Raw genomic sequence first — 23,639 nt, 5'->3', positions numbered from 1 at the left:
GCCTCAATGCCCCTTTACTGCACGGCTGAATACCTGTGCATAGACTTCAGCAGAATGACGAATCGGGTTGGTGTGCGAGCAGCCATCGGCAAACGCCATGCGCCCGACCAATTCGGCGTCACGCTCATCAATGCCGATGGCACTCAACGTAGATGGAATGCCGATCTGGTCGCGCAGGCTCAACACCCACTCCATCACCCCGTCGAAGCTCGGACTCGGCAGGCGCAGGTAAACCGCCAGATCATCCATTTGTGTGGACAGCGCCGGGCGATTGGCCTCCAGCACGTAGGGCAGCAGGATCGCATTCAACAAACCGTGATGGTGGTCATAAAGGGCGCCCAGGCTTTGGGCGATGGCATGCACACCGCCCAGACCACGTTGAAACGCCGCAGCCCCCAGGCTGGACGCCACCAGCATCTGCTGACGCGCCTCCAGGTCCTGCCCGTCGGCGACCACCCTGGGCAAGAACATTTTGATCATCTGCATCCCCTTGACCGCTACCGCTTCAGCCATCGGGTGCCAGACCGGTGAACACCAGGCTTCCATGCAATGAGTCAGCGCATCAGCTCCCGTGGCAGCGGTCAGGTGCTTTGGCAAGCCCAGCGTCAATGTGGCATCGAGAATGGCGATGCGAGGCATCATGCGACTGTGCAAGATCGTGCGTTTGACCCGCGCCTGCTCGTCGGTAATCACAGACGCCCTGCCCACCTCAGAGCCAGTCCCGGCGGTGGTCGGCAATGCGATGACCGGGGCAATACCCTCGGGATCGGCACGCAAATGGTTATGCCCTATGTCTTCGAAGTCCCACAACGGGCGGTTCTGGCCGGACATCAGGGCAACTGCCTTGGCGGCGTCCAGCGCCGAACCGCCGCCAAACGCAATGACGCCGTCGTAACGGCCGCTTCGATAAACCTCGAGCCCCTCGGCGACATTGCTGCCGGTCGGGTTGCCCTTGACCCGGTCGAACACACCGCAGTGGCCCAGTTGCAGGCGGCAATCCTCCACGGCACTGGCGATCATGTCAGTACCGCCAAGAAAGCTGTCGGTGATCAACAGCGGTCGCTTGATGCCTGTCACCCTACAGGCGTCGGCCAGCTCATTGACGCGTCCGGCACCGGCGCGAATTGAAGTCGGGTAATGCCAGTTGTTGCTGTTCATCGTTCTATTCCTTGAATATCAATGAGATGAGCGTTTCAATTAAAGACGCTTGCGGGCAGCAAACCGACCAGCAGGCGCAAGCCGAACGCGATCATGAAAAGGCCGGTTACGATGTCTATCACCCTCTTCATTCGCTGATAGCGGGCTTGCACGGCAGGGATCGAAAACAGCGTGGCCAACAGCACGAACCAGGAGATCGCCAGCACGGCGATGATCCCCACCCCTGCAACGCGCACCCACACAGGCATGCCCGGCGTGGTAACAGTGGTGAATACGCTGGTGTAAAACGCCAGCGCCTTGGGATTGGTCAGGTTGGTCAGCAAGCCAAAACGGTAGGCGCGTCCAGGGCCGCCGATGCCCAACGCAGCGATGTCCCTGGGTTTTGGCGAGCCACCCGCATTGCGCAGGCTTTTGACGCCAAGCCAGGCAAGGTAAGTGCCTCCGAGCAGTTGCAAGGCTGGTTGCAGCCAAGGCACTTGCTGGAAGATGAGCCCCAGCCCGGTGGCTGCCAGCAAGGCCCATAGGATGCTGCCCGAGGCAACGCCCAGCCCTGCGCATACTCCCTGCGTTCGGGACTGGCTGAGCGACAGTTGAGTGATGACCAGAAAGTTCGGACCGGGGCTGATGATCAAAACGATGAACGCGCCAGCCAACGCCATCAGCAGAGTTATTTCACTCATAAATTAATTACCTTTTAATCAAACAGTTAAACAGCTTTATTAAATTGAAATGTGATGCAACTTGAAGAGAGGTTTGCCAGTTTTTCCAGGCAGGACTTCACCGCTTCATGCGCTTCGGTGAGCGCTCGGCAGGTCGGGTCAGGAGTCGGGACGTAGTGGTTGTAGAACGTGCAACCTTCTACCGAAGGCCCCAGCGCCCAGAGCCGCGCATTAGCCTGACCCTCGCGGCTGATGACGCGCCCCAACGGGTCAGTCTCGATGCCGTCGGCGGGCCATGCGTGCGCTGGCCGAATCAGGCCCTGCGCAAGCAGATCGTTGATCAGCTCAACGCCCTTAGCGGACCGGCTGGCGCCTGATAAACCGCTGCTACTGACCCTGGCGCAGATGACACTGCCCAACGGGATGTCTTTACGTTGCGCGTCACCTGTCGGCGCAAGAACCGTCACCACGCCGGCTTCGATCAGCGCCAGCAGGTCCTCGTGGCGCTCTTTTTGCGGCCCACCGACGAGTCGGTTGGAAAGCCCGGCCCACAGGCGGTAAAACTCCAGCGTCGAAGACTCGGTCAGGCCGTTGCGATCCACGACGCTGCGCAACAGGTCGCGATAGTCACGCCACACCTCCAGCGCCTGGCAGATCGGGCTATGCGCTGTGCCCAGACGGCTCAACGCCAGGTCTTGCTTGATCCACGCCACCAACCATGCTTCGTAGGCGTCCATTGCGCCTGACCAAGGCCGGAGGATCAGCCATTGCCCAGGGTCAAATTCGCCCCACTGATCGGCCAGCCAAGCAAACAACGCCTGCCTGGAATCGGTTTCGCCGAGCATCCGCTGGACTGACGCCAACTGTCGTGGCGCATCGAGCCGGACTTTGGCCTGGTAAAACACTGCGCGCATCTCGTCCTTGATCAGCGGCAGTACATCGGCGGTAAAGTCGAGCTGCCCGCCCGGCTTCTGCTCACGCAAACGGGCAATGGTGGCAGCGGTAAAAAACAGCCTGGGAAACGCTGCGGCGCTTGATGAATGCCAATGCGGTCGGGCACGGAACGGTTGCCCACTGCGCGAGTAGATAAACACCCTGGGCTCGCGCCCTGACGCCAGATAACGCCAGCCAGCAAACCCTGCGTCGCGCACATAACGCCCTCCGCGCCCCTCGGTCAGGCTCGCCAACCGGTCCATCGCAGTCAGTCCCAAGCCTTCGATTGCCACGACGTCGCCGACTTCTTGCGGCCCGAATGCGTCTGAGGCGTGCCCGCTGGTGAGGAACACGGCGTCGACATCCCTTGCAATGTTCAGGCTGCGCAGCGTGAAACCCGCCGCGTCGGGCTGTGGCCGGCAGCTGAATACTTGTTCGGCGTGATAACGAACCTGCACATGCGCCGGACATTGCGTCAGAAGAAAGCGGTAACTGTGCTGTAAATAGCGCCCCAGCAAGGCCCGCGGCAAGAAATCCCCAAACGTCACCGGCCTGCCCTGTCCATCGCGGCTGACATGACCGCGTTCGTCAAGCCGGACATCCTCGGCGTGGCACCATTGCAAAAAGGTCCGGCCCGGCGGCTCGCAGGCCGGAAACGCAGCTGAAAACGCCGATAACTGCCCAGCCATTGTATTCAGCATCAGGTAATCCGGCTGTTGCGCGTGGTGCAATCCGCTGCCCGGAGGCTGTGGGTCGAACACTTCGATCTGCAGCGGTTGCCGATCAGCGTGCCGGCTCAGGCCGATAAGTTGCTCCAGCACGCTGAGACCACGCGAGCCCATGCCGATGATGGCGATGATCTGTGTCTTCATGGCCATCACCAGCGCTTCGGTTCAAAGAAGAACTGCGGCACCGGCAGCGCGAGACCCTGCGCAAGTGCCTGGCGATAAATGCGCTGGCCTACCGCAAGGTCAAGCACGCCAAGCCCGAATGGCGAAAAGATCGATGCCCGATCCGGGCTCAATTCAATCTGCCCGGTCATCAATTGCGCCAGGGTGCCGGTAATGAACAAGCGATCCTGATAGTGGCGCACCGCAAGGTCGGGAGACGTCTGCGCCTTGAGGCAATGGTCAATGTCATCCAGGATGTTATTGGCCCGGGCAATAACCTCATGACCCAGATCGCGCAGCGAAATGTTCAGCACCAGTTGGCCAGGCCGAAACACCGGGTCCAGCACGTAAGGGCTGGGCGCCGTCGTGGCGAACACCACCACATCAGCCTGCAGGCTGACTGGCAGGTCGGTTTGCGCACTTTCCAGCTGATACCGATCGGTAGCATGCCGGACCAGCGCCTGCGCCGACGCCTCATGCTCATCGAAAACGCTCACCGAGCCCATCGTCCAGCCGTCACTGACAAACATGTCGAGAAGGGTTCTGGCGATGAGACCTGCACCGACAAACGCCATTCGTTGCACATGGCGCCTATGGCCATTCATCCAGCGCGCGCCGAGCACTGCCGATGCTGCCGTGCGCATGGCACTGATCCGTGAGGCTTCCAGGCAGGCAAAGGCATAGCCGGTCGCAGGGTCATTGAGGATCAGCACCGCCGAGGCGCGTTGCAGCCCGCTGTCGAGATTGCCCGGAAAACTGGAGATCCACTTGATGCCACTGACCGGCTTTGCGCCGTTAAGGCTGGCAGGCAAGGCAATAATGCGATTGGCCGGCGCCTCGGGAAAACGCAGAAAATAGCTGTCAGGATTGATCGTCTGCCCCGCCTCATGGGCCAGGTAAGCTGCCTGAACGTCATCAATGCAGGCCAGAGGGTCAGCTGCCAGCAAACGCGCAACCACCTCCCCGTCAATCACGTGAAATGGCGCCTGTTGCAAGAGGGTTGAGTCGACAGTCTGCGCGAGTGAGCTTGCTCGCGAAGGCGTCATGGCGAAATCACCACTTTGGCGAGCACGTTCGCTCCCGCAGAAGCTTTTGCGGAACGGGTGCTCAACGCTCGACTCTGGCGATTCGAGATCCGCCAGGGTCATGCCCAGCACGCCACGGCCAAAACGTTGTTCGACCCAATGATCATCGTAAAGTGTGTCCAGATAACGCTCGCCCCAGTCCGGCGATAACGCGACCACTACCGAACCGGGCTCGATGCGCCCGCGCCAGGCGTGTACGGCTGCGATTACCGTCGCGGTAGAACCGCCGACCAGCATGCCCTTGCTGCGCGCCAGAATGCGGCACATGGCAACGGTGCGCGCTTCCGGGATCATTTCCAGCGCATGAATACCCTCGGCATCAAAGATCGGCGGACGCTGGCTGGTGCCCAGACCCGGAATGAAACGTCGGCTGGCAGGCGTGCCGAACGTCACCGAGCCCACGCTGTCGACGGCGATGATGCGTGTGGTCGGATGGTGCCGGTGAAAATGCTGAAGGCAGCCCATCAGCGTGCCAGTGGTTCCGGCACCGACAAACAGATAGTCCACATGACCAAAATGCTGGCTGATCGAATGCGCCGTCGTTCGGGCATGAGCGCGTGGGTTGGCGGCATTCTCGTATTGATTGAGCCAGACATGACGCGGATCACTGGCCACCTTTTCGCGAATCAGCGCAATGCGCGTCCCCAGGAACCCGCCGTTGGCATCAGGCGTGTCGACCTTAATGACCTCGGCACCGTAGCTGCGCATCATGCGAATGTTATGGCTGGAGCTGATGGGGTCAACCACGCAGGTGAACGCAATCCCGCGCTCGGCGCAGATCATCGCCAGCGCCACGCCAAGGTTACCTGACGATGACTCGATCAGAATTGTCTCCGGCCCCAGCAGGCCGCGTGCCTGAACGTCGTTTACCAGCCCGACAGCGGTCTTGAGCTTGATCGACCCGGCGGGATTGAGCGACTCCATCTTCAGGAAAAAGTCCTGACCGATGCCCATCACTTTCAGGAAGGTCTGATCGTGAACGATGTCGCCGAGGCTGTGGTATTCAGCTGTCCTGTGCATGAAGGTCATGTCCGTTGCGCCAGCAAGGCTGCATCGACGCTCGGTTCCCGGGCCTGCTCCAGCCCTGCGCCAATCCTCCCGGCGCGCAACGCCATCAGCGAAAACGACTGGCTGTCGCTGACACCGTGGCTACGTTCGGAGAGACCGTTGACCCAGATGTTCACGTTGCAATGGCCCTGCATTGCGACGCGGTAATCGCGATCGATGGCCAGACCACCGTCCGCATCCGACTTGAGCCAAGGCTGCAGCCCACTCAACAATGGCGGTATCAGGTGTTGCTGATAACCGGTGCCCAGCACCACGGCATCGACTTCCAGCACCTGCCTGCGCTGACTGAAGGTGTCGGTCAGCACAACCCGATAGCCATCCCCTTTTGGCTCGATGGCGGTAATTGCGCTGTAGCCCCAGGTTTGCAGGCGCTTGCGGCCTGCGATGGCATCCTCGTAGATCAGCGAAAACAGCTTCTGGCTTTCATCCGGGTCGATCCCGGCATAGTTGGCCGAGCGGCTGCAGTCGAGAAAGCGATGCCGCGCCGTCGGGTCCAGGCTGTGGAAATAATCCACGTGGTCCGGGGCGAACACCCGGTTGGGGAACTGGCCCAGTTGGGTCAGTTTGAACCCGGCGGAACGATGCACCGAATGCACCTCGATTGATGAGTCGCGACTGAGCAGTTCCATCACCGACTCACTGGCACTCTGTCCCGAGCCCAGCACCAGCCAGCGTTTGGGCAGGTGCTCGCCAAAGGCTTGCAGCCGGGTCAGAAACTGCGACGTGTGAAACAGCGTCGGGCCAAGCAACGCCTCGAACGCAGGCGGAACCCGCGGTGCACTGCCGCTGGACAGCACGATATTGCGCGTGATGAAGCTGGCCTGCAGCGTATGGACTCTGACCTCCTGCAAGCGGCCGTTGCGGATCACCGGGTCAATCTCGGTGACTGGCGTATCGAACAGCGTGCGGGCGTCCACCTGCCTGGAAACCCAGGCGAGGTAATCCGACCATTCATGGCGACTGGCCGGGCGCCCCAGCAGCCCGAAATCGAACATCCGCCCTTGGTCCTTGAGGTACATGGCGAACGAAAAACGGCTGCGCGGGTTGCGTGGCGTCACCAGATCACGAAACACGTGATGGTTGATGTCGGTGCCGGCGAGCAGCAGTTCGCGGTGCCATTGAGTGTCCGGCGCAGCTTCCAGGTAGCGGATGGAAAGACTGCCCAGAGGCTCATTGGCCTCCCTTGCGTCCTCCACAGCGCAGGCCAGCGCAATGCCGGCGGGGCCGAAACCGATACAAACGGCGTCCGAATGAAAAGAGTGAGGTATCGAGTTACCCATGAAATTCCTGTCCTTAGAGTTGGCGTAAAGCGCTGTTCTTGGTGTTTCCGGTCAACGAGTTGCGGGAGTCAGCCCTGTCGGACCAAGGGTCCAGATGCAGCTCTGCGCGCTTTGGTACTCCCCCCGGTCAAAGCTGACGGCGCCCATCGGGGTGGCGAAAACGCTGTCATGCAACGTCGCCGACAGTGGTCGCGCGCGCCGTTGGCCGGACAACCCGGACAACCCGGCCAGCACGTGAAGCATCAGCAGGCTTTCGCGGAAATAGGTGTGCGGCTCGCTGGCGAACAAAGCCCGGTGCAGCGCGGCGGCCTGACAGACGCTTGCGGCGCTGTCGGGAACCCCGAAGCCGATGACGAAGGTATTGCGGTCCTGTTCTGGCGCGCAGCCCAGATGAGGCGAGGCTGCGTCGTCGGTGAGCACCAGAGGTCGAGTGCTGCCAGCGTTTCGTCGCGCGCGCCAGTGCTCGCGGCTGGCCTTGAGGCGACCGGCAAACACCTCCACATCAGCACGGGCGTGGCAACGTTGCAGCCCGGCGCGAGCCAGCGCATTGCCGAGGGTGGCGGCCAGCGCCTGACCGTGCGCACTGTCATCGGCCTGAATCTGTACGCGCTGCCATCCGCGGGACGCCAGCCAGTCGGCCAGATCGCCAGCCAGTTGCCGGTCTGAGGGGCAGAAACGAAACACGTTGTGATGCTCCGTCGTCAGGCGATCGATCGTCGCTGCCGGGGTCAGTAGCGCGATACCGGCCTGCTCGTAGAGCGGTGCAGCACCAAGGGCCGCATCCGACGAAAAATGACCTGCGACGACATCCGCTTTCCAGTCGATCATGTGCCGCGCAACTTCAGCGCCGCGAATGGCGTGCGCACCGTCATCGAGAAAATGCCACTGCACCTGAGCCAGCCCGGGCAGGCAGTTTCGCCCGATCGCCAGCGCCCGCATGAAGGTCCGCGCATGGGGCGTGTCATCGGGGTCGAACAGCGCACTGACGCCGACTCGCAAAGGCGCTGCGTGTGTGACAACCGGCTTCATGGCTGCACGCTCGCCGGGTGACGGCCCGGCATCAGTCGCTGCGGCGACAGGGCTGACCAGTCAGGGCAAGAACGGTCTTTCCCGGCCAGATGACCACGCAGTTGCTCGAAAGCGATCCGGGCGATCCCTGGCGCTAACTTGAAGCCCAACCCTGAAAGGCCGGCAGCCAGGTAAACCGGGCTTTGCTTATCGCAAAACCCCACCAGCGGGCGACCGTCGACGCTGTAACTGTCGAAACCTGGCAGCACGTCCAGCACGCGGACGTTCTTGTCAGAGCCACTCAACTGGGCGATGCGCTGGCGGGCATCCTGCGCATGACGTTCATCAGGCTGTACCAGGTGCTCCGGCCGTAATGCACTGTCGCGAAGGCCGCAGCCGGTCTGCACGATGTTGCGGGTCAGCGGGATGGCGTAGCTCTGGGTGACAGCATCGATGACCGGCATCGACCAGTCGCTGTCAGTCAACACCCTGGCCAGAGGGATCGAACGCACTTCAAGCCCCACACAGGGCAGCAGATGCTGGCTCCAGGCTCCCGCGGCGACCACTACGCTCCGGCAGCGTAGCGTCGCATCGCCCAGCTCGATGAATACAAGGTCGGCAGCGCGGCAATCGATGGCCTTGATCTTGCAGTGCTCCAGCAGCAGCCCCTGCTGGCGCACCACCTGACACAGCTCGGCAACGGCTTGACGCACATTGCCGACGCTCGCGTGAGGTTCGAACAGGTTGGCACGATCTTGCGCCAGACAATGCGGGTAGCGACGGCCATCGAGTTGATGATTCGGCACCATCCGCATTGGGTAGCGCTCGCTGCCATATCGCTCGATGGCTCGGCGCAGCTTGTCTTCCTGGTCGCTCGCCCCTCGATAGATAACGCCGGTGCGTCGTAACGCACGGGCATAGGTGGCGGCAAAGAGGGCATCGTCCATCTGGGTAATCGAGTACGCTGCCAGCGCCATCAGCGTCGGGTCGCCGTCATACAGGCGCACCAGGCCGCCGGAATAACCGCTTGCGCCTGTGCTGCCGGCCGTGGCCCTGTCGATCAAGGCAACTGATACCCCGGAGCTGCACAGCTTGGCGGCAATGCTCGCCCCCGTGATCCCGGCGCCAATGACCGCTATTTCATAGTCGATGAACATGTGAAGGTGCGTCCGTTCAGATGGAATATTCAGCGGCCGAACCGTTCATGAGCGTGGCAGTAAGGCGGGCTTCGGGCAGCCGGTAAGCCGTGATCAGTTGCGCTGATATTTGCGGGATCAGCGCCTTGCCGGTCACCGCGATGAACGCAGCCAGATGACCGACCGGGCGACCTTCGGCCAGGCGCAGGCGGGTAATGGCGATGACATCCAGCAGTACCTGAGCAAGACCTTTCATGGAGAACTGCGCAGGCTCGGCGGCCTTCAACCATTGCAGGCGAAAAGCCTCCAGCAGCCCGGCATCGGCACCACGCAGGCCATTCCAGCCGCTGTCCCCAGGTTGTTTCCCGGTTTCCAGCAAGGCCGGAAAAAACTGGTTGAACAGCGCGTCCCGCCATGCCAGGAAATCCGCCAGACGGAAATCGCCCTCGTTGTCCTCTGGTGCAATGCTGGCCAAGTACAGACGTGCGCTGTCAGCGCAGGCCTGGCGCGTCAGGTCGCTGACCCAGATGGCATGGTTGCGGCTGGTCGACAGGTTCACACCATCCAGCTTGAGAAACTGATTGGGCACAAAGCGCTGGCGGACCTTGATGTCCGGTAACGCCGACAACTGCGCCGGGTAGACGATGGCGTGGCTGAACACGCAGTCAAAACCGAGAAAATGCACCAGCGTGCCCTGCCCCGACTGCCAGTACTGGCGAAACAGCTCCGGGCGGCCGACGTTATGGGCGTATTCACGAAACGCAGCCATGTAACCGGCCAGCCCCATAAACCACGTGTGGACCCGACATGAACCGTCGACTTGCAGGTCGAGCCCGCCATCTCCGGGCCGGGTCACGCCCCAGTCATGCAAGTGCTCCAGCGTGTCTCGCAGCCAGTTGTCCAGCGGCACACGCCATTGCTGCCCTAGCAGGCGGTCGCGCAGTTGCGGTTTGAAATCAGCCAGTTTCAGAAACGCACGGTGCGCGATCTGCCATTGCGAAGGCTGCTTGCACAGCTTGCAGTGCAACCCGGTCATCAGCCCGGCATCCGGCGCCTGAGCACAGTTTTCGCACTGGCTGGCATCGGATTCGGCACCGCAGTAATTGCAGTGACCTCGAGCGAACGCCTCGTAGCCCCAGACGTCGCACGCCGGGCAATAGGGCTCGCTGGAATCACGAAAATCGATCAAGCCCGCCGCCTGCAAAGCGCTGAACACTTCACCTACCGCTCCGGCAAACCAGGGATTGTCGTAGGGACGCATCCAGTTATCGGGCTCGATGCCGATTGCCGCCAACGACGCTTCGATACGATCGGAGTTGCTGTTGGCAAGCGCTACCGGATCGACGCCGAGTTCCATCCCCTTGCGCAGCATGTAGGACTGGTAGTCATCGGAATAGGACACCAGCACGCAGTCGTGACCGCGCTGGCGCTGAACCCGGGTGAATACGTCTGCGGCCAGAAACGGGCCGGCTATATGACCAATGTGCAAGTCGCCATTGGGGGTTGGCGGTGTAATGGTGACGATGTACTTAGCCATCGATGCACCCCGTGGTCTCTGTGTGCTGCGCGACGAAGGCATTCACGTGATTCATGTCCCACCAGACCACATAAAAGTGGAAGTCTTCGGCGGAATCATTGATGACATAGTGGTTGGTGTGTTTCGGAATCGCGGCGATGTCACCGACATTGAAGGGCATCTGCTTTTCGCCCACCACAAGCTGGGCGCTGCCCTTGATGGCAATGAATATTTCCTGATCGATCTGCGTGTGCGCTTCACTGCAAGTGCCTGGGCGGACCACGCACCAGCCGCCCGCGAAGGGCATCGGGTAGCCCTCCCAGGGCAACAGTCGACTGCCGTCGAGCCCGTACTCATGTACCAGGGAATCGAAGGCGGTTTTACGGTGTATATCGAACTTTTCCATGCTCAGTCCCGTACGTTTCAAGTGCGGCAAAGCATGAAATTGTTGCCAATCGTTGGCTATCCGATTGCCGGATAGCTCAGAGGCGAGTTATCGATTTTTTTGATCGCTGCTCCTGCAAGACATTGGCTGTCCTATCTTTTCTGACAATGACTGGTATCGATAACGCTGATAATTGAATCGAGGGCGGTGGTGTTACCGTTGGCGGCGATGAACGAACACGTCTGCCGACCTTGCGAATCCGCGTCACAAGGTCAGTAAATTACTGCTCTGCTTCATCGCTCCTTTGGTTAGATCTTTAAGCCACCTCACATTGCGTGAGGTGGCTTTTTTTTGCCTTGCCCCCGCTAGAGATCAAAGCCATCCACCACATTGCGACGTTCGTTTTCGTTACGCATGTCGTAGCTGGCGGTAGTCGATATGTGCGTGTGGTGCGCCAGTTTCTGCGCAATCGACAAGTCGTACTCTTCGATTACCCGAGTGATGAACGAGCGACGGAAATCGTGGGGCATGATGTTCACTCCCACTTGGCGCCCACGCTGCTTGGCAATGAAATAAATGGCATGCTTGGTGATGCGGTCGCGGGTGATATGGCTGCCGCGGCGTATCCGGTTGAACAGAAACACGTCGTCGCTCTGCCCCGGCTGAAGGCATGAGCGGCGCAGTTCCAGCCAGTCACCCAGCGCCTTGAAGGCCCATTGCGGGGCGTACTTGATCAACTGTTTGTTGCCTTTGCCCATGACCCTAAGGCTGCGCTCGGCGAAATCAACCTGAGAAAGATCCAGATTGACCGACTCTGACTTGCGCATGCCGGAACCGTACAAAATCGCGATGATTGCAGCATCGCGGCGCCCTTGAGGCCTCGGGTCGGCAGCGCAAGCCTCCATCAGCTCACGAATCAGCGTACGCCGGATGTTGCGCCCCTTGACCAGGCGAGTGCCGCTGACCGGTTTTATCGAGCGGATTTTCAACAGTTGGTCATGGCTGATCAGGTCATGCCGCCAGGCTTCATTCATCACCCCGCGAATGGCATTCACATACAGCGAAGTAGTGTTGGGTGCGTAATCATCCTCGCGCAACGTGGCGACCAAAGCGGTGACATGACCTGGCTGCAATGTGTGCCAGGGAATGTCGTGAATATCCACATCGGCCATGCCCAGCCGGTCGGCTGCATCCTGCAGCACATAAGTCATGGTCAGGCGGCTGGAAGGCGCAAGACGATCCAGGTAGAGGCGCAGCGGTTTATTGACATCCGGTAGCGCGGGCGGGCTGACGTTGCGTGCGGCCTGGTCGGTATGAGGGTCTTGCGGCATGTGGAGCAACGCCTTCTCTGGTGCAAATGCAAGTGCGAGCGAACGGCTCATGCACTTCTGATTCAGGTTCAATTCGGCCATGTTCAAGCGCCCGACTTTAACATGCTCGACCGGGCAATCCCCGGTAACATCCCGGGGCTTGAATCAACGCTGGTCCGGGTTAGCCTTTGCGCGTGTTTCTAAGTCATCGCCGAGGCAATCTGATGGTGTACCTTGCTGCCCGATCACCACACCGTCGCGAGGCGGCCACCCGTTTCTGGTTGCTGGCCCACCAGCTAAGCCAGCGCAGCGAAGCCGAACGGCTGGCAAGTATTCAGGCCGGATTCGGCCCATGCTGGATAGACGCGATGCGCCACGCCTTCCATTTGGGGCCACAGCAGCTGGAAGCATTGTTCAATGCCTCTGTTTCCACCCTGGAGCGCCGCCAGCGTCAGCAGCGGTCACTGGACCCTGTGGCCTCAGAGCGTCTGGACAGGGTTGCAATGCTTGCCAGCCATGCCCTGCACATATTCAAAACTCCCGAGCGTGCCGGTCGATGGATGATCACTCCAGACAAGGCTCATGGCGACCGCACGCCGCTGCAATTGTGTGAAACCGGAATCGGTGCTGCTCAGGCGCATCGGGCACTGGCTGAACTGGACGTGAAAACGCTTGAGCAGCGCCCGGCAATCTTTCTTGATGCCCTTCAGCGCCCGGTGTCCACGACCACTCGCCCGCGAACCTGACCTGCAATCAATTGCGGTGCGATATCGATCACCTCGCTCAAACCGACTTCACGGCTGATAAGCGGTAGCAGGGACAAGTCCAGGTCGGTCGCCAGCCTCGACCATGCTTCCAGCCGGTCAGCGCGGGGGCGCGTCACGCTGTCGATCCCTGCGAGCGTGACGCCACGCAGGATGAACGGTGCCACAGAGCCAGGGAACTCCATGCCTTGCGCCAGGCCACAGGCCGCGACCACACCGCGATAACGAATCCCGGCACATACATTTGCCAGCGTGTGGCTGCCCACGGAGTCAATTGCTGCCGCCCATTGCTCCTTGCCGAGCGGGCGGCCCGGCTGTGAAAGCGTTTCACGGTCAATGACCGCCGCTGCGCCGAGCGTTTGCAGATACTCGCGCTCCGCCATCCGCCCGGTAGACGCAATGACTCGGTAACCCAGCCTGGCGAGAATAGCGATGGCAAAGCTTCCCACACCGCCATTGGCGCCGGTCACCAGCACATCGCCGTGGTCAGGCGTCAAGCCGTGTTTCTCCAGTGCAATCACACTGAGCATGGCCGTATAGCCGGCGGTTCCGACGGCCATTGCCTGCGCCGGGGTGAAGGCCTGCGGCAAAGCGATCAGCCATTCGCTTTTCAAACGCGCTTTTTGCGCCAGACCGCCCCAATGCCCCTCGCCTACCCCCCAGCCATTGAGCAGCACCCTGTCGCCCACTTTGAATTCGCTCGCATCGCTGGCTTCGACGACACCCGCCAGATCAATGCCCGGCACCATCGGAAAGCTGCGCACAATTGGGCTCTGGCCAGTGATTGCCAATGCATCCTTATAGTTGAGCGTGCTGTGCGACACGCGTACGGTCACGTCACCGGCCGGCAGTTTTGCTTCATCTATATCCGTCAGATTGACGCGATACCCTGCCTCGTCCTTGTCGATCAAAATGCCCTTGAACATGTACGCCTCCAATTTTAGACCGATCGTCTTTAAATAGACTCGAGAAATTATTGCGGCAACCCGCGAAGGTAACCGGCAATAAAGGTGTTCAATGGAATATCACTTTTGACCAGCCGGGCACGAAGCACAGCGCCCTCCCAGCCGATCCAGAAAAACGCTGCCAGTTCGTTGCAGTCTGCGTCTGCGGACAATTCACCGCTGACCTGCGCGTCTCTCAGGCAGACTGCCAGTTTCGCTTGCCAATCGAGCAGAATCTGTTCCAGCGTGTCGCGAAACCCCTCCGGCAGCAGGCCGACTTCCTGCCCGAGATTGCCGACCATGCAGCCGCGTCGATAATCATGCCGCGCCATGCCGCTTTTGGCGCTTTGCACGAAACCTACCAGCCGCTCCAGTGGCGAAAATGATTCATCCAGCAGCCAGCGGTCCAGGCGTTGCGCAAAGTATCGGGCGTATTCATCCAGCACCGCGCGGCCAAACGCTTCCTTGCTGGGGAAGTAGTGATAGAACGACCCCTTCGGGACCCCCACTTCCTTCAGAATGTAGTCCAGCCCGGTTGCTGAAAAGCTTTGCTCGGTGAGCACTTCAAGGCCGCGCCGCAGCAGCAACTCGCGGGTTTCGAGGTTGTCCCGGTTGACGTTGGGCGGGCGTCCTGGGCGTCTGGTGGTGAGCGGAATCTGAGTCATCCCCGAATACTAGACCGATCGTCTCACAAGTCAACCATCGGTAAAGTTCGCATAAACGGGCCATAAATGGCGGTTGCCATTCGGAGCAGCCTCGCGCTCAATGAAAAATTCACTGCTGCGATGCCTGATAACCGGAGAAACAGATGCCTCACTGGCCAGATACCCGTGTTCTTGAACTGTTCGGCATCACCTTGCCTATCCTGCAGGCGCCGATGGCCGGGGCCAGTGGCTCGTCAATGGCAATCGCTGTGGCGGCAGCAGGCGGTTTGGGCGCGCTGCCCTGCGCGATGCTGTCACTCGATAGAATCGAAGAAGAGATGCAGCTTTTCCGTCGGCACCATAACCGCGCTCCGCTGAATCTCAACTTTTTCTGCCACGTGCCTCCTGCCGCTGACGCCGCGCGGGCTGAACGCTGGAAGCAGACGCTCAAACCTTATTACGAGGAATTGGGAGCCGACTACGACGCGCCAACGCCGACCTCCAACCGCACGCCTTTCGACAGCGATACCTGTGCGCTGGTCGAGCGCCTGAAACCCTCGGTGGTGAGTTTTCACTTCGGCCTTCCCGAACCCACGCTGCTTGACCGGGTAAAGGCCACCGGCGCCACTGTCATCTCGTCAGCGACCACGGTCGAAGAAGCCGTATGGCTGGAACGGCAAGGCTGTGATGCGGTGATTGCCATGGGCTACGAAGCGGGCGGCCATCGCGGGCTGTTTCTCAGCGATCAACTGCACACGCAGGTCGGTACCTTTGCACTGGTGCCGCAAGTCGTCGATGCAGTGAGTGTCCCGGTCATTGCGGCAGGCGGTATTGCAGACGGTCGAGGTGTGGCAGCGGCGTTCACGCTGGGGGCATCGGCGGCTCAGGTCGGAACGGCGTATCTGTTCTGCCCGGAGGCCAGCGTCAGCGCCCTTCATCGCCAGGCGTTGCTGAATGCGACTGATAGCGAGACAGCACTGACAAATCTGTTCAGCGGTCGGCCCGCCCGAGGCATCGTTAACCGGATCATGCGTGAAATCGGCCACATCAGCGCCCTCGCCCCCGCCTTTCCGCTGGCAGGCGGCGCGTTGCTGCCGCTGCGTGCAGCGGCAGAGAAACTAGGCAACAGCGACTTCATGAACCTTTGGGCCGGACAGGCAGTCGGCATCAAGCACCAGCTCGGCGCGGGGGAACTGACTCAACAACTGGCAGCAAATGCGCTGAAAATTCTCTCTCGGCGGTAAACATAGCTTTCAGAACAAAGGGGTAGCGCTATATATTTAAATATATAGCGAAACGTCTCTCTACCAGCGGCGTCTGCCTCACCCTCAAGGAACCTGTTTCATGCGCAAGACCTCGCTGCACGCCCTGCTCAAGCTCGCTGCTCTGGCTGTTGCCATTCCTGCTGCCGCCTCGGCGCTAGCCGATGACGTACAAGTTGCCGTAGCGGCCAATTTCACCGCGCCTCTCCAGGCCATCGCTACAGATTTCGAGAAAGATACCGGCCACAAGCTCGTCGTCTCTTCAGGCGCCACGGGCCAGATCTATGCGCAAATAAAAAATGGCGCGCCGTTCGAAGTCTTTTTGTCGGCCGACGACGCCACCCCGGCCAGGCTCGAGCAGGAAGGCGATATTGTCAAAGGCTCGCGCTTCACCTACGCGGTAGGCACGCTGGCACTGTGGTCGCCCAAAGAAGGCTATGTCGATAGCAAGGGTGATGTGCTGAAGGCCAATCAATATCAGCACTTGTCCATCGCCAATCCGAAAACAGCACCTTACGGCCTGGCGGCGACGCAGGTACTGGCGAAGCTGGAGCTGACTGACACAACCAAAGCAAAGATCGTCGAAGGTCAAAGCATCACCCAGGCCTATCAGTTCGTTTCCACCGGCAACGCAGAACTGGGCTTTGTGGCCCTGTCGCAGGTTTACAAGGAGGGCAAACTGACTGGCGGTTCGGCGTGGATCGTGCCTGATTCGCTGCATGACCCGATCAGACAGGACGCTGTGATTCTCGTCAAAGGCAAGGACAACGCCGCAGCCAAAGCACTGGTTGCGTACCTGAAGGGTCCAAAAGCTGCTGCGATCATCAAGTCGTTCGGGTACCAGCTGTAAATGCCGCTGGGAAGTGCTGACATCGCCGCTATATGGCTGACAGTGAAGCTGGCGTCGCTGACCACGGTCATCCTGCTGATCATCGGCACGCCGATTGCGCTGTGGCTGGCGCGCACCGATTCGTGGCTCAAGGGGCCGATCGGTGCAGTTGTTGCGCTGCCACTGGTGCTGCCACCTACCGTCATCGGTTTTTATCTGCTGTTGCTGCTCGGCCCGAACGGTGCAATCGGTCAACTGACCCTGAGTCTTGGCCTCGGGACGCTGACATTCAGCTTTGCCGGGCTGGTGATCGGTTCGGTGCTGTACTCGATGCCCTTCGTCGTGCAACCTCTGCAAAACGCCTTCGCAGCAATCGGTACACGCCCTCTGGAAGTCGCCGCTACTCTGCGTGCCAGCCCTTGGGATACGTTCTTCCATGTAACCCTGCCGCTCGCAAAGCCGGGCTTCATCACTGCTGCGATTCTGGGCTTTGCTCACACAGTCGGTGAATTTGGCGTGGTGCTGATGATCGGTGGCAACATTCCGGAGAAGACGCGGGTGGTATCGGTGCAGATATTCGATCATGTCGAGTCAATGGAGTACCTGCAGGCCCACTGGCTGGCTGGCGTGATGCTGGCATTTTCCTTTCTGGTTCTGCTCCTGCTCTATTCGAGCGGCAGATCCAAAGCGGGATGGAGCTGAGCCATGGTGTCGCCCATTGAAGTGCGCCTGAAGATGGCCTACCCCGACTTCACCGTAAACACTGAGCTGACGTTGCCTGGCTCGGGCATTACTGCATTGTTCGGCCCGTCCGGCTCGGGCAAGACCACCTGCCTGCGCTGCATCGCCGGGCTGGAGAAAGCAGAACAAGGGTTTATCCGTGTTCACGACGAGGTCTGGCAGGACAGTGCCAACGGTATTTTCCTCGCCCCGCACAAGCGCGCAATTGGCTATGTGTTTCAGGAAGCCAGCCTGTTTGCGCATCTGTCGGTCCGCGCCAATCTGGAATTCGGCATGCAGCGCATTCCGCGCCAGCAACGCCGCATCGGATTGCAGCAGGCGACCGGGCTGCTCGGCATTGATCACCTGCTGGCACGCCGCCCCGACACATTGTCCGGAGGCGAGCGGCAACGGGTGGGCATCGCCCGTGCCTTGTTGACCAGCCCTCGCCTTATGCTGCTTGATGAGCCGCTGGCAGCGCTGGATGCCAAACGTAAAAGTGAAATCCTGCCCTACCTGGAGCGCTTGCACCGGGAGCTGGACATTCCCATGCTCTATGTCAGCCATGCTCAGGATGAAGTCGCACGCCTGGCCGATCATCTTGTGCTGCTTGAGTCTGGCAAGGTACTGGCCAGCGGTCCGATCAAGGAAACGCTGGCGCGGCTGGACCTGCCACTGGCCATGGGCAACGACGCAGGGGTAGTCATCGATGGGACGGTAACGGCCTACGATCGTCATTATCAACTGCTCACCGTGACGCTTCCCGGCAGCGAGCTTGGCATCCGCGTCGCCCACGCCGAAGTACCGATCGGCACGCTGCTGCGCATCAAGGTGCAGGCGAGGGATGTCAGCCTCAACCTGCAACCTGACGAGCACAGCAGCATTCTCAACAGGCTGCCGGTAGCAGTGACAGCAGAAATGCTTGCCGACAATTCGGCGCATGTACTGGTAAGGCTGGACGCTGGCGGCACCCCCTTGCTGGCGCGCATCACTCGCTATTCACGAGACCAATTGAACCTGCACCAAGGCCAGCAGCTGTGGGCGCAGATAAAGGCAGTCGCGGTACTGGCGTAATAAATCGAGAATTCACCGGGCGTGAAATACACGGCACCACCGTCAACGGTCGCGGTCAGTCTTTTTAACTGCCTCTGGAATTTAGCCATGCCTGACTCGACTGCCATCAGCCAGCCTGCCAGTGACCTGCATTACGTAGACGACACTCAGCCCGGCCTTACCCGCAAGATACTGCGCGGTAAATTTGCTTATTTCGACACCAAGGGCCAACGCATCAAGGACGAGTCAGAGATCAAGCGCATCAACGCTTTGGCGATTCCGCCCGCCTACACCTATGTGTGGATCTGCGCCGACCCGATGGGTCACTTGCAGGCCACCGGTCGCGACGCTCGAGGGCGCAAACAGTATCGCTACCATCCACGCTGGCGGGAGATTCGTGATCAGGACAAGTATTCACGTCTGATCGAGTTCGGCCATGCGCTGCCAAAAGTGCGCAAGCAGATTGAAGCGCAACTTGCCCAGCCGGGCATGGGCCGGGAAAAAGTCATGGCAACGGTGATTTCATTGCTTGACGCCACGCTGATTCGCATCGGCAACAGTCAATACGCGAAGGAAAACCGTTCTTACGGCCTCACCACGTTGCGCAACAAGCATGTGGAGGTCAAAGGCGGCCAGATCCTCTTTGAGTTCCGCGGCAAGAGCGGCGTCGAGCACAAAGTCAGCGTGAAAGACCGGCGTCTGGCCGGTGTCATCAAGCGCTGCATGGAACTGCCGGGGCAGAACCTGTTCCAGTACCTGGACGACGACGGGGTGCGCCATGCCGTGACGTCATCCGACATCAACGCCTACCTGCAAAGCCTGACCGGTTCCGATTTCACCGCCAAGGACTACCGGACCTGGGCGGCCAGTGCGCTGGCCCTTGCCACTTTGCAAAAGTTGCATTGGGAGCCGGAAGCGGACGCCAAAAGGCACATCGTGGATATGGTCAAAGCCGTCTCCAAACAACTGGGCAATACGCCGGCTATTTGTCGCAAGTGCTACATCCACCCGGCCGTGCTGGAAGGCTTCCTGCTCGGCAACCTCGCCAAACTCCCCCGCTCCCGACAGAAAAAGGGCATGAGGCTCGAAGAAGTCGCGCTGGCCAGCTACTTGCGAATCCTGGCGGATAAAGTCGAAAAGGTAGTGAAGGAAGGCAAAGCCTGAGCAGCATGAACCCGGCTACTCAGCGTTTGCTTCAGTATTTTTTGTAGCCTTATGATTTGCCAAGCATTTCTGACAGACGGGAAAGCGGCATCCTGTGGCATTTACAGTGCTTTCAAGCTTGCTTCATGGGGGCCGGGTGTATATATTCCCTGCTCTTGGCGCTACCGCCCCGATGGCGAAATTGGTAGACGCAAGGGACTTAAAATCCCTCGTCCTTTGGACGTGCCGGTTCGACCCCGGCTCGGGGCACCACTTATAGATCAAGGGCTTACGCGCTTTATGTGCGTAGGCCCTTTTTGTTTAGATTGCCGCAATTTTATATTCTTGCCGCAATTATTGTTCTAGCCCCTCTCCGGCGTCCTGCCGACGAACACCACTCCCCAAACCCGAATCACTCATTACACACACAAATTAAAATCACCCATCGACCACGTCCAAGACTTGCAGCCATGCCCCCTCCAAGGACCCTATTCCTGACCTTGTTCCAATCATGAGCGTGACTAATGCTTTATTGAAATCAATTCGTTTTTGTTCTCGTAGGCACCCGGCTTAAAATCCACGCACACCTTCACTCAGAAGGATAACGACTGCCGAGTAAATAAACAGCTGTCGATCAAATCTATAAGAGGCAAGGAGCCCACTCAGGTTTCACCTCAAAAACAGGGTGACACACCAGGATGACTAAAGAACCCACATTTTCTGTCAAGCGAACTCGTTTTGATGAGGATTATTCACCGTCAGACACCACGCGCATTACAACTAACTTTGCGAACCTGGCCAGAGGGGAAAGCCGCCAGGAAAATCTACGTAACACCTTGACGATGATTGACAATCGCTTCAATGCCTTGGCGCACTGGGACAACCCCAAAGGAGATCGTTATACGGTCGAACTGGACATTGTTTCTGCGGAAATGAATATTGCCGCTGGAGACAATCACCCTGCTATCCCGTTGATGGAAGTTTTAAAAACAACGATCATTGATCGAAAAATTGACGCACAAATTAACGGGGTTGTAGGCAACAACTTTTCCTCTTACGTACGGGACTATGACTTCAGTGTCCGATTGCTGGAGCACAGCAAGAGTCAGGCCGGGCTGAGTACGCCAGAAGGTTTCGGAGACCTGCACGGCAAGCTATTCAAATGCTTCGTCAATTCAAGCAGCTACCACGCTAATTTCGACAAACCGCCTGTTATCTGCCTGAGCGTATCAAGCTCCAGGACCTATCACCGGACCGAAAATCAGCACCCTGTGTTGGGATTTGAATATCAGCAGGACGAATACTCTTTGACGGATGAGTATTTCAAGAAGATGGGCTTAAAGGTTCGCTATTTCATGCCTCCGAATAGCGTTGCACCTTTGGCTTTTTATTTTTCAGGCGACTTGCTTGGTGAATACACCAATCTTGAGCTTATTAGCATCATCAGCACGATGGACACCTTCCAGAAAATTTACCGACCTGAGATCTATAACGCAAACTCAGTGGCAGGAAAACGCTATCAGCCTAGCTTGAAAAACCAGGATTACTCATTGACTCGAATTGTCTATGACCGCGAGGAACGTAGTCAGCTGGCTATTGAACAAGGCAAATTTGCTGAAGAACACTTTATCAAACCTTACCAGGCCGTTCTTGATCGATGGTTCGCTGACTGCGCGCTTTGAACTATTAAAAACCAAGGCTATTTTAATGAAAAAACTGTTGCCCACCTCCACTGCAGGCAGCTTGCCTAAACCTTCCTGGCTTGCACAGCCCGAGGCGCTCTGGTCGCCTTGGAAATTGCATGGCGAAGAACTGGTTGAAGGTAAGCAGGACGCGTTGCGTTTATCGCTGCAAGAACAACAACTGGCCAATATTGATATCGTTAGCGATGGTGAACAAACACGCCAGCATTTTGTAACTACGTTTATCGAGCATCTCGAAGGCGTTGACTTTGAAAAGCGCGAGACCGTCAGAATTCGTGACCGCTATGATGCGAGCGTGCCAACGGTTGTAGGTGCTGTTGCTCGCCGAAAGCCAGTTTTTGTTGAAGACGCAAAATTTTTACGTCAGCAAACCACGCAGCCTATCAAGTGGGCCCTGCCAGGGCCAATGACGATGATTGATACTCTCTACGACGCTCATTATAAAGATCGTGAAAAACTGGCTTGGGAGTTTGCCAAAATCCTCAACCAGGAGGCTAAAGAACTTGAGGCCGCCGGAGTGGATATCATTCAGTTTGATGAGCCTGCATTTAATGTGTTTTTTGATGAAGTGAATGACTGGGGAGTTGCTACGTTAGAGAAGGCAGTTGAAGGGCTCAAATGTGAAACTGCCGTGCATATTTGCTATGGTTACGGCATCAAGGCGAATACCGACTGGAAGAAAACGTTAGGCTCAGAGTGGCGGCAGTACGAAGAGGCTTTTCCCAGACTGCAAACGTCCAGTATCGACATCATCTCTCTGGAATGCCACAACTCTCGCGTCCCTATGGATCTGATTGAGCTCATTCGGGGCAAGAAAGTTATGGTGGGGGCCATTGATGTGGCAAGCCATACCATTGAGACGCCTGAGGAAGTCGCCAACACCCTGAGACAGGCACTTCAATTCGTCGATGCCGATAAACTCTATCCGTGCACCAACTGCGGCATGGCGCCCCTCCCTCGTCATGTCGCCAGCGGCAAGCTGCGCGCGTTAAGTGCAGGCGCAGACATCGTCCGAAAAGAACTCTTGAACCTGTGATTCGCGGAATGTTGCCGTGAGCAACATGCGCTCCGCGCAAAATCGTGCCTATAGCAAAACTTATAGATCGAGGGCTCACTGGGCAACGCGCTCGGTGAGCCCTTTCTTTAGCATTCAGCAAAAAGAGTCGTGATCCGGGGATCTCAGTCACTGTCGGCATCGTCAAGCGTGTTCTCAAGTGCAATGGTCCGCAAATCTTTAACTTTATCGATACTTTTCTCAGGAAAGGATCGAACTACACCCCGTGGATCATTGATTCTCACCCGGCCATGCTCATCAATTATGAACTGTAAATCCTCAATATGGAGGTTGTGGTTTCTCAGCTTGAATATGATCTCATCACAGTCAGACAGCACATTTTTATTGAAAGCCAAATCACGTGGCATGCAGGTGCGACCATGAATGATATCCCCGGAGTCCAGAGCGTTGTGAACATAGTCTTTCGAGATACCCACCTTGCCATCGTAAGTCACCAAAGCATGCGCATCCACGACAGGAAAGCCGAGGTTTTTTAAATACCGGGTCGCTTCCAGTTCTTTTAAAGCATATTCCCGCTCAAGAACAGTTCCTGTCGTACCGGGCCGAATCAGACAGACGCAGTGCCTTGGGTCTTGTCGAGAGTGATAAACGTCTTTCTGGCTTCCACTGCCGAGCTTCTCACCCAAGGAGGGAATCAATTTGCACTCTGAAGATGCCTCGAAGCCCGGGATGGCTTGAATATTTCTAAGGGAGGCGGTACGGGAAACGCTTGTCATAATATTCACCACTGCATCTTAAGGTATTGATTTGCTGGATCCGCAACTACCATTCCAGCCGTAACGATACGGTACAGTCAGTGGGCACCTGGATGAATCAGGTTCCCGTTTTTCAGATTTCTCGCTGATAGCAGGCTCAAAGTGGCACCACGCGCTTAACCGGCTTAGAAGAACGTTGTCGGCGGTCTAATGGGCCAGCGAGTATCACGCAAGATAGCCAGAAATTCTTGGCACCTAGACCCTTGATCCGGACACCAAGACTTTCCGAGAACGGGTGCGCGGCAGCTTTACGCTAATGCGGTCGCCCCGAGCAAGTTCCTGTACATGTGCCAGGGGAGCGCATCAAATCGTCAAGCTG

At 58.5% G+C, this 23,639-nt stretch carries 21 protein-coding genes and 1 tRNA gene; 9 read left to right on the top strand and 13 right to left on the bottom strand.

The window, feature by feature from the left end; genetic code table 11:
* Positions 1-3: 3 nt before the first annotated feature.
* The 10 genes from ALO43_RS24620 to ALO43_RS24570 form a co-directional block, all read right to left on the bottom strand.
* Entirely contained in the window at positions 4-1,158 is a 1,155-nt protein-coding gene (locus ALO43_RS24620; protein WP_024690679.1) for an iron-containing alcohol dehydrogenase, read from the bottom strand.
* A gap of 35 nt (positions 1,159-1,193) precedes the next feature.
* The gene (locus ALO43_RS24615; RefSeq protein WP_024690680.1) at positions 1,194-1,838 is read right to left on the bottom strand and encodes a LysE family transporter; all 645 of its coding nucleotides are present in this window, start codon (positions 1,836-1,838) and stop codon (positions 1,194-1,196) included.
* A gap of 26 nt (positions 1,839-1,864) precedes the next feature.
* Positions 1,865-3,628, bottom strand: a complete 1,764-nt coding sequence (locus tag ALO43_RS24610) for an FAD/NAD(P)-binding protein (RefSeq protein WP_053480892.1) — start codon at positions 3,626-3,628, stop codon at positions 1,865-1,867.
* Entirely contained in the window at positions 3,628-5,745 is a 2,118-nt protein-coding gene (sbnB, locus tag ALO43_RS29605) for a 2,3-diaminopropionate biosynthesis protein SbnB (protein ID WP_162235626.1), read from the bottom strand. Before sbnB ends, ALO43_RS24610 begins: the two co-directional genes overlap by 1 nt.
* 5 nt (positions 5,746-5,750) lie before the next feature.
* A complete protein-coding gene (locus ALO43_RS24595; protein WP_054998234.1) occupies positions 5,751-7,073 on the bottom strand; it encodes a SidA/IucD/PvdA family monooxygenase in 1,323 nt (440 codons plus the stop codon).
* Positions 7,074-7,124: 51 nt separating this feature from the next.
* Positions 7,125-8,102 (bottom strand): ABC transporter substrate-binding protein, encoded by a 978-nt coding sequence (locus ALO43_RS24590; RefSeq protein ID WP_054998233.1) that lies wholly within the window; start codon positions 8,100-8,102, stop codon positions 7,125-7,127.
* A complete protein-coding gene (locus tag ALO43_RS24585; protein WP_053480890.1) occupies positions 8,099-9,238 on the bottom strand; it encodes an NAD(P)/FAD-dependent oxidoreductase in 1,140 nt (379 codons plus the stop codon). Before ALO43_RS24585 ends, ALO43_RS24590 begins: the two co-directional genes overlap by 4 nt.
* 16 nt (positions 9,239-9,254) lie before the next feature.
* Entirely contained in the window at positions 9,255-10,754 is a 1,500-nt protein-coding gene (locus ALO43_RS24580) for a methionine--tRNA ligase (protein WP_053932651.1), read from the bottom strand.
* Positions 10,747-11,139 (bottom strand): cupin domain-containing protein, encoded by a 393-nt coding sequence (locus tag ALO43_RS24575; RefSeq protein ID WP_005886705.1) that lies wholly within the window; start codon positions 11,137-11,139, stop codon positions 10,747-10,749. Before ALO43_RS24575 ends, ALO43_RS24580 begins: the two co-directional genes overlap by 8 nt.
* 344 nt (positions 11,140-11,483) lie before the next feature.
* Complete coding sequence (locus tag ALO43_RS24570; protein WP_054998353.1) at positions 11,484-12,449, bottom strand: site-specific integrase; 966 nt, start codon at positions 12,447-12,449, stop codon at positions 11,484-11,486.
* Positions 12,450-12,652: 203 nt separating this feature from the next.
* Here ALO43_RS24570 and ALO43_RS24565 point away from each other — a divergent pair, with 203 nt between their 5' ends.
* The gene (locus tag ALO43_RS24565) at positions 12,653-13,174 is read left to right on the top strand and encodes an antitoxin Xre-like helix-turn-helix domain-containing protein (RefSeq protein WP_005886701.1); all 522 of its coding nucleotides are present in this window, start codon (positions 12,653-12,655) and stop codon (positions 13,172-13,174) included.
* Here the strand turns inward: ALO43_RS24565 and acuI are convergent.
* Positions 13,135-14,118: an acrylyl-CoA reductase (NADPH) gene (gene acuI / locus ALO43_RS24560; protein WP_024690688.1), complete on the bottom strand. Its 984-nt coding sequence runs from the start codon at positions 14,116-14,118 to the stop codon at positions 13,135-13,137. The genes ALO43_RS24565 and acuI overlap by 40 nt on opposite strands.
* Positions 14,119-14,165: 47 nt before the next feature.
* Entirely contained in the window at positions 14,166-14,801 is a 636-nt protein-coding gene (acuR, locus tag ALO43_RS24555) for an acrylate utilization transcriptional regulator AcuR (RefSeq protein ID WP_053932653.1), read from the bottom strand.
* A gap of 143 nt (positions 14,802-14,944) precedes the next feature.
* On the opposite strand from acuR, the gene ALO43_RS24550 reads away from it, so the two are divergent.
* From ALO43_RS24550 to ALO43_RS24515, 8 genes are all read left to right on the top strand, one after another.
* Positions 14,945-16,024 carry an NAD(P)H-dependent flavin oxidoreductase gene (locus ALO43_RS24550; protein ID WP_054998232.1) on the top strand — a complete coding sequence of 360 codons (1,080 nt, stop codon included), beginning with the start codon at positions 14,945-14,947 and terminating at the stop codon, positions 16,022-16,024.
* Positions 16,025-16,124: 100 nt separating this feature from the next.
* Complete coding sequence (modA, locus tag ALO43_RS24545) at positions 16,125-16,892, top strand: molybdate ABC transporter substrate-binding protein (RefSeq protein WP_005886692.1); 768 nt, start codon at positions 16,125-16,127, stop codon at positions 16,890-16,892.
* The gene (gene modB / locus ALO43_RS24540) at positions 16,893-17,573 is read left to right on the top strand and encodes a molybdate ABC transporter permease subunit (RefSeq protein ID WP_005886690.1); all 681 of its coding nucleotides are present in this window, start codon (positions 16,893-16,895) and stop codon (positions 17,571-17,573) included. It begins immediately after the preceding gene.
* A 3-nt stretch (positions 17,574-17,576) separates the two neighbouring features.
* The gene (gene modC / locus ALO43_RS24535) at positions 17,577-18,665 is read left to right on the top strand and encodes a molybdenum ABC transporter ATP-binding protein (protein WP_054998231.1); all 1,089 of its coding nucleotides are present in this window, start codon (positions 17,577-17,579) and stop codon (positions 18,663-18,665) included.
* A gap of 87 nt (positions 18,666-18,752) precedes the next feature.
* Positions 18,753-19,808 carry a DNA topoisomerase IB gene (locus ALO43_RS24530; RefSeq protein ID WP_054998230.1) on the top strand — a complete coding sequence of 352 codons (1,056 nt, stop codon included), beginning with the start codon at positions 18,753-18,755 and terminating at the stop codon, positions 19,806-19,808.
* A 166-nt stretch (positions 19,809-19,974) separates the two neighbouring features.
* A tRNA-Leu gene (locus ALO43_RS24525) sits at positions 19,975-20,060 on the top strand.
* A gap of 425 nt (positions 20,061-20,485) precedes the next feature.
* Positions 20,486-21,469, top strand: a complete 984-nt coding sequence (locus ALO43_RS24520; protein WP_054998229.1) for a DUF1852 domain-containing protein — start codon at positions 20,486-20,488, stop codon at positions 21,467-21,469.
* A 25-nt stretch (positions 21,470-21,494) separates the two neighbouring features.
* A complete protein-coding gene (locus ALO43_RS24515; protein WP_005886682.1) occupies positions 21,495-22,526 on the top strand; it encodes a methionine synthase in 1,032 nt (343 codons plus the stop codon).
* A 143-nt stretch (positions 22,527-22,669) separates the two neighbouring features.
* Here ALO43_RS24515 and hopBF1 read toward each other — a convergent pair whose 3' ends face one another.
* Positions 22,670-23,281, bottom strand: coding sequence for a T3SS effector protein kinase HopBF1 (hopBF1, locus tag ALO43_RS24510; RefSeq protein WP_054998228.1), 612 nt, complete (start codon positions 23,279-23,281; stop codon positions 22,670-22,672).
* Positions 23,282-23,639 lie beyond the last annotated feature (358 nt).

This window comes from Pseudomonas tremae (genome assembly GCF_001401155.1).
GTDB classification, from domain to species: Bacteria; Pseudomonadota; Gammaproteobacteria; order Pseudomonadales; family Pseudomonadaceae; genus Aquipseudomonas; species Aquipseudomonas tremae.
Note: the sequence above shows the minus strand (reverse complement) of the source record. Positions and strands in the feature narration are given on the sequence as shown.

Coding starts and splice junctions, on each gene's coding strand:
- ALO43_RS24620 (WP_024690679.1), bottom strand. CDS start 1,158: ATGAACAGCAACAACTGGCATTACCCGACTTCAATTCGCGCCGGTGCC.
- ALO43_RS24615 (WP_024690680.1), bottom strand. CDS start 1,838: ATGAGTGAAATAACTCTGCTGATGGCGTTGGCTGGCGCGTTCATCGTT.
- ALO43_RS24610 (WP_053480892.1), bottom strand. CDS start 3,628: ATGGCCATGAAGACACAGATCATCGCCATCATCGGCATGGGCTCGCGT.
- sbnB (WP_162235626.1), bottom strand. CDS start 5,745: ATGCACAGGACAGCTGAATACCACAGCCTCGGCGACATCGTTCACGAT.
- ALO43_RS24595 (WP_054998234.1), bottom strand. CDS start 7,073: ATGGGTAACTCGATACCTCACTCTTTTCATTCGGACGCCGTTTGTATC.
- ALO43_RS24590 (WP_054998233.1), bottom strand. CDS start 8,102: ATGAAGCCGGTTGTCACACACGCAGCGCCTTTGCGAGTCGGCGTCAGT.
- ALO43_RS24585 (WP_053480890.1), bottom strand. CDS start 9,238: ATGTTCATCGACTATGAAATAGCGGTCATTGGCGCCGGGATCACGGGG.
- ALO43_RS24580 (WP_053932651.1), bottom strand. CDS start 10,754: ATGGCTAAGTACATCGTCACCATTACACCGCCAACCCCCAATGGCGAC.
- ALO43_RS24575 (WP_005886705.1), bottom strand. CDS start 11,139: ATGGAAAAGTTCGATATACACCGTAAAACCGCCTTCGATTCCCTGGTA.
- ALO43_RS24570 (WP_054998353.1), bottom strand. CDS start 12,449: ATGCCGCAAGACCCTCATACCGACCAGGCCGCACGCAACGTCAGCCCG.
- ALO43_RS24565 (WP_005886701.1), top strand. CDS start 12,653: ATGGTGTACCTTGCTGCCCGATCACCACACCGTCGCGAGGCGGCCACC.
- acuI (WP_024690688.1), bottom strand. CDS start 14,118: ATGTTCAAGGGCATTTTGATCGACAAGGACGAGGCAGGGTATCGCGTC.
- acuR (WP_053932653.1), bottom strand. CDS start 14,801: ATGACTCAGATTCCGCTCACCACCAGACGCCCAGGACGCCCGCCCAAC.
- ALO43_RS24550 (WP_054998232.1), top strand. CDS start 14,945: ATGCCTCACTGGCCAGATACCCGTGTTCTTGAACTGTTCGGCATCACC.
- modA (WP_005886692.1), top strand. CDS start 16,125: ATGCGCAAGACCTCGCTGCACGCCCTGCTCAAGCTCGCTGCTCTGGCT.
- modB (WP_005886690.1), top strand. CDS start 16,893: ATGCCGCTGGGAAGTGCTGACATCGCCGCTATATGGCTGACAGTGAAG.
- modC (WP_054998231.1), top strand. CDS start 17,577: ATGGTGTCGCCCATTGAAGTGCGCCTGAAGATGGCCTACCCCGACTTC.
- ALO43_RS24530 (WP_054998230.1), top strand. CDS start 18,753: ATGCCTGACTCGACTGCCATCAGCCAGCCTGCCAGTGACCTGCATTAC.
- ALO43_RS24520 (WP_054998229.1), top strand. CDS start 20,486: ATGACTAAAGAACCCACATTTTCTGTCAAGCGAACTCGTTTTGATGAG.
- ALO43_RS24515 (WP_005886682.1), top strand. CDS start 21,495: ATGAAAAAACTGTTGCCCACCTCCACTGCAGGCAGCTTGCCTAAACCT.
- hopBF1 (WP_054998228.1), bottom strand. CDS start 23,281: ATGACAAGCGTTTCCCGTACCGCCTCCCTTAGAAATATTCAAGCCATC.